The sequence below is a fragment of the Escherichia sp. E14S1 genome (assembly GCF_004211995.1).
Taxonomy (GTDB): Bacteria; Pseudomonadota; Gammaproteobacteria; order Enterobacterales; family Enterobacteriaceae; genus Escherichia.
On the sequence record NZ_RHJQ01000047.1, the window covers coordinates 1 to 5,329 of the forward strand.

Annotated in this window: 7 protein-coding genes; all 7 read left to right on the forward strand. The window is 47.0% G+C overall.

Translation table 11 applies throughout. The features are described from left to right. The first annotated feature begins 31 nt into the window (after positions 1-31). The 7 genes from D9734_RS23115 to D9734_RS23150 all read left to right on the forward strand — a co-directional run bounded on the left by D9734_RS23115 (position 32) and on the right by D9734_RS23150 (position 4,992). The gene (locus D9734_RS23115; protein WP_071990834.1) at positions 32-166 is read left to right on the forward strand and encodes a DNA polymerase III subunit theta; all 135 of its coding nucleotides are present in this window, start codon (positions 32-34) and stop codon (positions 164-166) included. Positions 167-438: 272 nt separating this feature from the next. Next, a complete protein-coding gene (locus D9734_RS23120) occupies positions 439-1,140 on the forward strand; it encodes a hypothetical protein (protein WP_130210873.1) in 702 nt (233 codons plus the stop codon). A 336-nt stretch (positions 1,141-1,476) separates the two neighbouring features. Beyond that, positions 1,477-1,791, forward strand: a complete 315-nt coding sequence (locus tag D9734_RS23130; RefSeq protein ID WP_130210875.1) for a hypothetical protein — start codon at positions 1,477-1,479, stop codon at positions 1,789-1,791. 64 nt (positions 1,792-1,855) lie between these two features. Further along, positions 1,856-2,200: a hypothetical protein gene (locus D9734_RS23135; protein WP_130210877.1), complete on the forward strand. Its 345-nt coding sequence runs from the start codon at positions 1,856-1,858 to the stop codon at positions 2,198-2,200. A 106-nt stretch (positions 2,201-2,306) separates the two neighbouring features. Then, entirely contained in the window at positions 2,307-2,525 is a 219-nt protein-coding gene (locus tag D9734_RS23140) for an excisionase (protein ID WP_001337487.1), read from the forward strand. Beyond that, the gene (locus D9734_RS23145; protein ID WP_000533643.1) at positions 2,503-3,573 is read left to right on the forward strand and encodes a tyrosine-type recombinase/integrase; all 1,071 of its coding nucleotides are present in this window, start codon (positions 2,503-2,505) and stop codon (positions 3,571-3,573) included. Before D9734_RS23140 ends, D9734_RS23145 begins: the two co-directional genes overlap by 23 nt. Before the next feature lie 135 nt (positions 3,574-3,708). Continuing rightward, positions 3,709-4,992, forward strand: coding sequence for a putative acyl-CoA thioester hydrolase (locus tag D9734_RS23150; protein ID WP_130210879.1), 1,284 nt, complete (start codon positions 3,709-3,711; stop codon positions 4,990-4,992). The last annotated feature ends 337 nt before the right edge of the window (positions 4,993-5,329 follow it).

Genomic DNA, 5,329 nt, shown 5'->3' on the forward strand with positions numbered 1-5,329 from the left:
GCCAGTTTTTGTTGACCACTACAACGTTGACCTGGCCGCCAGCGGCGTTGCCTACAAAGAGCGGATGAATATACCGGTAATTGCAGAACAGGTAGCCCGTGAGCAACCGGAGAACTTGCACACCTATTTCATGGAACGGCTACGATACTGGCCGGCGTTGAATTAATCCACATGATGCGCAAGGGGCAATATCAGCATCCTCAGGGTGATGGATTGTCACCCACAGAACAATTTTATCTGCTGACTTTCCACCGTTAACGCGACACAACCTTAATATGCCACAAAGGTTTTTGTTAACGAGCTGCATCTTTTTCTTTTCTGGGTGATGATTGTTTTATAATAAACAAATAACAACATTTATTCTTGTAAAAGTAATAATATCTCTTTGGTGATCGAATTTATTGATCGCATTTCAATTAAACAAATAAGGAGTTTTTTATGCCCAAAATTACCGGTGTTCTAGTGAGCCACCATGTGTTCGATATAAAAAAAGACATGGCTAATGGTTCATTCCCGAAAACATTATTTCCAGGCGCGACATTTCAGATGGTGGTTGACAATGATGTTGTCAATAATAATACGTTGGACTGGAGTGTTGTCACCAATGCGGGAGACAATTCGCTGACTGTAAATCAGGACGGCGTGGTGTCATTTTCAAATGATATTGATGAAAGTTGCATTGGTAAAACATTTGTTATTTTTGCGAAGGATAAAGCCACAGGGAAAAATGTGTCATCTTATTTAATTAAACCTTATCGCTTCTTTAAACCTCGTACCGCAACGTCGGACAGATTTTACGATGCATTGTTTTGGATTGAGGATAAAAAAGGGACTGTCCCGGCACGACGCGATATCAATAATGTCCCTTTCGATGAACTGACGGGAGAAATGTTTCATGATGTAAAACGTGAAGTGAATTCCGGGCTTTTTCAGGAATGGGGATTTTTACTGTTTAGTGGGTGGACTAATCCTGTACGTGGTGATATTGGTAGTCTCGAATCAGAAATTTTCACTTTAGAAAATGACAGTATATTTATATCGACAGTCAACTCCCTCCCATACTCCAGAGATCTCCATGATGATATGGACTCCCAGTCTGCACAGGCTGTAGCGTTTTACGGGGAATCTGTTGTTTCCTGATGTTTTAATGAGTTTTTAATAGTCTCCGTCTTTTTAATTTAAAGAGACGGAGATTATCGGCTCTGCAACGTGAAGCTCAGGAACAAAGGTTGTGTCGCGTTAACGGTGGAAAGTCAGCAAAAGTTGTATTGCTGGCTTTTCATGCAGCCAGCAGATAAATTGTTCCGCGGGTGACAGCCATTACCGCGAAGGCATATTGCAAGGGGCGTTGCTTGTGGTCGATTCCTCACTCACTCCAGTTGATGGTTCGCTGCTTGTATGTGCTTATCGCATAAAGAGATATCGGAAGCATCCGCGCCGCTATGATTGTCTTTCTCCTGATGCAGGAAAAGCAGAATGGCTAAATCAGCAGCAGAGCGCAAAGCCGATCAGAGAGCCAAGCAAGCATCATCCGGTATGCGTAAGCTGGAGCTTGTACTTGATGCTCAGGAAATTGAAATGCTGGAGCGTAACTGTGCCACGCGTCGCTTCAGGCGTGCGCCTTACGAGTTTGGTGAGTACATCGCGTTACTGAGCCGCCAGGATGATGCACTTGTGCGCTGGCGTATAAAATCGATCAGCATAAAACGTTGCGGTAAGTGCGGCGAGAGAGTTCCTGTTAATTCATGCCCGTGTAATGGTGACTCACAATGCTGGGTGACCAAAGGCTGATTCGAATTTAAGAACTGAAAGAACACCAAGCCGCCTGATGGCGGTTTTTTATTGGAGACAAGAAATGTCAGATTTGGCTATGAAGATTTTGAAATGGCAAACGACTGGCGATGTCGGCATCAGTAGCGCAACTCTTGCCTCAATCGCATGTGGACTGAAAAAGAATATCTATGGTCATCACTTCGGTGCTCCACATGACGCAGCCGATTTCCGACGATGCGTTGCACTTGTTGAGCAGATTCCAGAAATCAGAGATTCATTCGACAAGGTTGCAAAGCGCGTTCCGGCATTCAAAGGCATCCTCAACGAATGGGATTCTCTCGTTGCTCTGTTGAAGTCTGAAATGAAGATACACGGAAACAAAGCACCAGAAACTTACAGAAGAATTAGCGAGCTACGCAAGTACTAACCACAGCCTCACACTCGATGAGGCCTGTTCATTTCTCAAGATATCCAGACCTACCATCGCCGCATCAATGCGGCTTTTTCTTGCGTGTAATTGCGGAGACTTTGCGATGTACTTGACACTTCAGGAGTGGAACGCACGCCAGCGACGCCCAAGAAGCCTTGAAACAGTTCGTCGATGGGTACGCGAGTGCAGGATATTCCCTCCTCCGGTTAAAGATGGAAGAGAGTATCTGTTCCACGAATCAGCGGTAAAGGTTGACTTAAATCGACCAGTAACAGGTAGCCTTTTGAAGAGGATCAAAAATGGGAAGAAGGCGAAGTCATGAGCGCCGGGATTTACCCCCTAATCTTTATATAAGAAACAATGGATATTACTGCTACAGGGACCCAAGGACGGGTAAAGAGTTTGGATTAGGCCGAGACAGGAGGATAGCAATCACTGAAGCTATACAGGCCAACATTGAGTTATTTTCAGGACACAAGCACAAGCCTCTGACAGCGAGAATCAACAGTGATAATTCTGTTACGTTACATTCATGGCTTGATCGCTACGAAAAAATCCTCGCCAGCAGAGGAATCAAGCAGAAGACACTCATAAATTACATGAGCAAAATTAAAGCAATAAGGAGGGGTCTGCCTGATGCTCCACTTGAAGACATCACCACAAAAGAAATTGCGGCAATGCTCAATGGATACATAGACGAGGGCAAGGCGGCGTCAGCCAAGTTAATCAGATCAACACTGAGCGATGCATTCCGAGAGGCAATAGCTGAAGGCCATATAACAACAAACCCGGTCGCTGCCACTCGCGCAGCAAAATCAGAGGTAAGGAGATCAAGACTTACGGCTGACGAATACCTGAAAATTTATCAAGCAGCAGAATCATCACCATGTTGGCTCAGACTTGCAATGGAACTGGCTGTTGTTACCGGGCAGCGAGTTGGTGATTTATGCGAAATGAAGTGGTCTGATATCGTAGATGGATATCTTTATGTCGAGCAAAGCAAAACAGGCGTAAAAATTGCCATCCCTACAACATTGCATGTTGATGCTCTCGGGATATCAATGAAGGAAACACTTGATAAATGCAAAGAGATTCTTGGCGGAGAAACCATAATTGCATCTACTCGTCGTGAACCGCTTTCATCCGGCACAGTATCAAGGTATTTTATGCGCGCACGAAAAGCATCAGGTCTTTCCTTCGAAGGGGATCCGCCAACCTTTCACGAGTTGCGCAGTTTGTCTGCAAGACTCTATGAGAAGCAGATAAGCGATAAATTTGCTCAACATCTTCTCGGGCATAAGTCGGACACCATGGCATCACAGTATCGTGATGACAGAGGCAGGGAGTGGGACAAAATTGAAATCAAATAATGATTTTATTTTGACTGATAGTGACCTGTTCGTTGCAACAAATTGATAAGCAATGCTTTTTTATAATGCCAACTTAGTATAAAAAAGCAGGCTTCAACGGATTCATTTTTTCCATTTTAAAGCCCGGAGCAACCTGTGAACACATTTTCAGTTTCCCGTCTGGCGCTGGCACTGGCTTTTGGCGTGACGCTGACCGCCTGTAGCTCAACACCGCCCGATCAACGTCCTTCTGATCAAACCGCGCCTGGTACCTCTTCTCGCCCGATTCTGTCGGCAAAAGAAGCGCAGAATTTCGATGCTCAACACTATTTTGCATCCCTGACACCAGGTGCTGCAGCGTGGAATCCTTCCCCGATTACCCTGCCTGCGCAACCTGACTTTGTTGTCGGCCCGGCGGGTACCCAAGGTGTAACGCATACCACGATTCAGGCAGCGGTGGATGCGGCAATTATCAAGCGTACCAACAAGCGCCAGTATATTGCCGTGATGCCTGGTGAGTATGAAGGCACGGTCTATGTCCCTGCCGCTCCGGGTGGAATTACTCTGTACGGTACAGGTGAAAAACCGATTGATGTGAAGATTGGGCTTTCCCTTGATGGGAGCATGAGCCCTGCCGACTGGCGTCACGACGTCAACCCGCGCGGCAAATATATGCCAGGTAAACCAGCGTGGTACATGTACGATAGCTGCCAGAGCAAACGCAGCGACAGTATTGGCGTGCTCTGTTCTGCGGTTTTCTGGTCACAAAACAATGGCCTGCAACTGCAAAACCTGACCATCGAAAACACGCTGGGCGATAGCGTAGATGCGGGTAACCATCCGGCGGTGGCACTGCGTACTGATGGCGACAAAGTGCAGATCAATAACGTCAACATTCTCGGTCGTCAGAACACCTTCTTTGTCACCAACAGTGGTGTGCAAAACCGTCTGGAAACCAATCGTCAACCGCGTACTCTGGTGACGAATAGCTATATTGAAGGGGATGTGGATATCGTTTCTGGTCGCGGCGCGGTGGTGTTCGATAATACCGAATTCCGCGTGGTGAACTCCCGTACTCAGCAAGAAGCGTATGTGTTTGCACCGGCTACGCTGTCTAACATCTATTACGGTTTCCTCGCCGTAAACAGCCGTTTCAATGCTTCCGGTGATGGCGTGGCGCAACTGGGCCGCTCGCTGGATGTTGATGCCAATACCAACGGTCAGGTGGTGATCCGTGATAGCGCCATCAACGAAGGTTTTAACACGGCTAAACCGTGGGCCGATGCGGTGATTTCCAATCGTCCATTTGCGGGTAATACCGGCAGCGTTGACGATAGCGACGAAGTACAGCGCAATCTGAATGACACTAACTACAACCGCATGTGGGAATACAATAACCGCGGCGTGGGTAGCAAAGTGGTTGCAGAAGCGAAGAAGTAAGAGCTATTAACTATTTGCCGGATGCGGTGTAAACGCCTTATCCGGCCTACGGTTCGATGCGATTTGTAGGTCGGATAAGATGCGCAAGCATCGCATCCGACAATAAGTGCCGAAATGCGGCGTAAACGCCTTATCCGGACTACGGTTCGATGCGATTTGTAGGTCGGATAAGATGCGCAAGCATCGCATCCGACAATAAATGCCGGATGCGGCGTGACCGCCTTATCCGGCCTACGGTTCGATGCGATTTGTAGGTCGGATAAGATGCGCAAGCATCGCATCCGACAATAAGTGCCGGATGTGTAGTGGCATAGTAAATTTGGCCACCTGAATAGAG

Bases quoted from the DNA above. Each gene is read 5' to 3' on its own strand.
- D9734_RS23120 (WP_130210873.1), top strand. From the start codon at position 439: ATGCCCAAAATTACCGGTGTTCTAGTGAGCCACCATGTGTTCGATATA.
- D9734_RS23130 (WP_130210875.1), top strand. From the start codon at position 1,477: ATGGCTAAATCAGCAGCAGAGCGCAAAGCCGATCAGAGAGCCAAGCAA.
- D9734_RS23140 (WP_001337487.1), top strand. From the start codon at position 2,307: ATGTACTTGACACTTCAGGAGTGGAACGCACGCCAGCGACGCCCAAGA.
- D9734_RS23135 (WP_130210877.1), top strand. From the start codon at position 1,856: ATGTCAGATTTGGCTATGAAGATTTTGAAATGGCAAACGACTGGCGAT.
- D9734_RS23145 (WP_000533643.1), top strand. From the start codon at position 2,503: ATGGGAAGAAGGCGAAGTCATGAGCGCCGGGATTTACCCCCTAATCTT.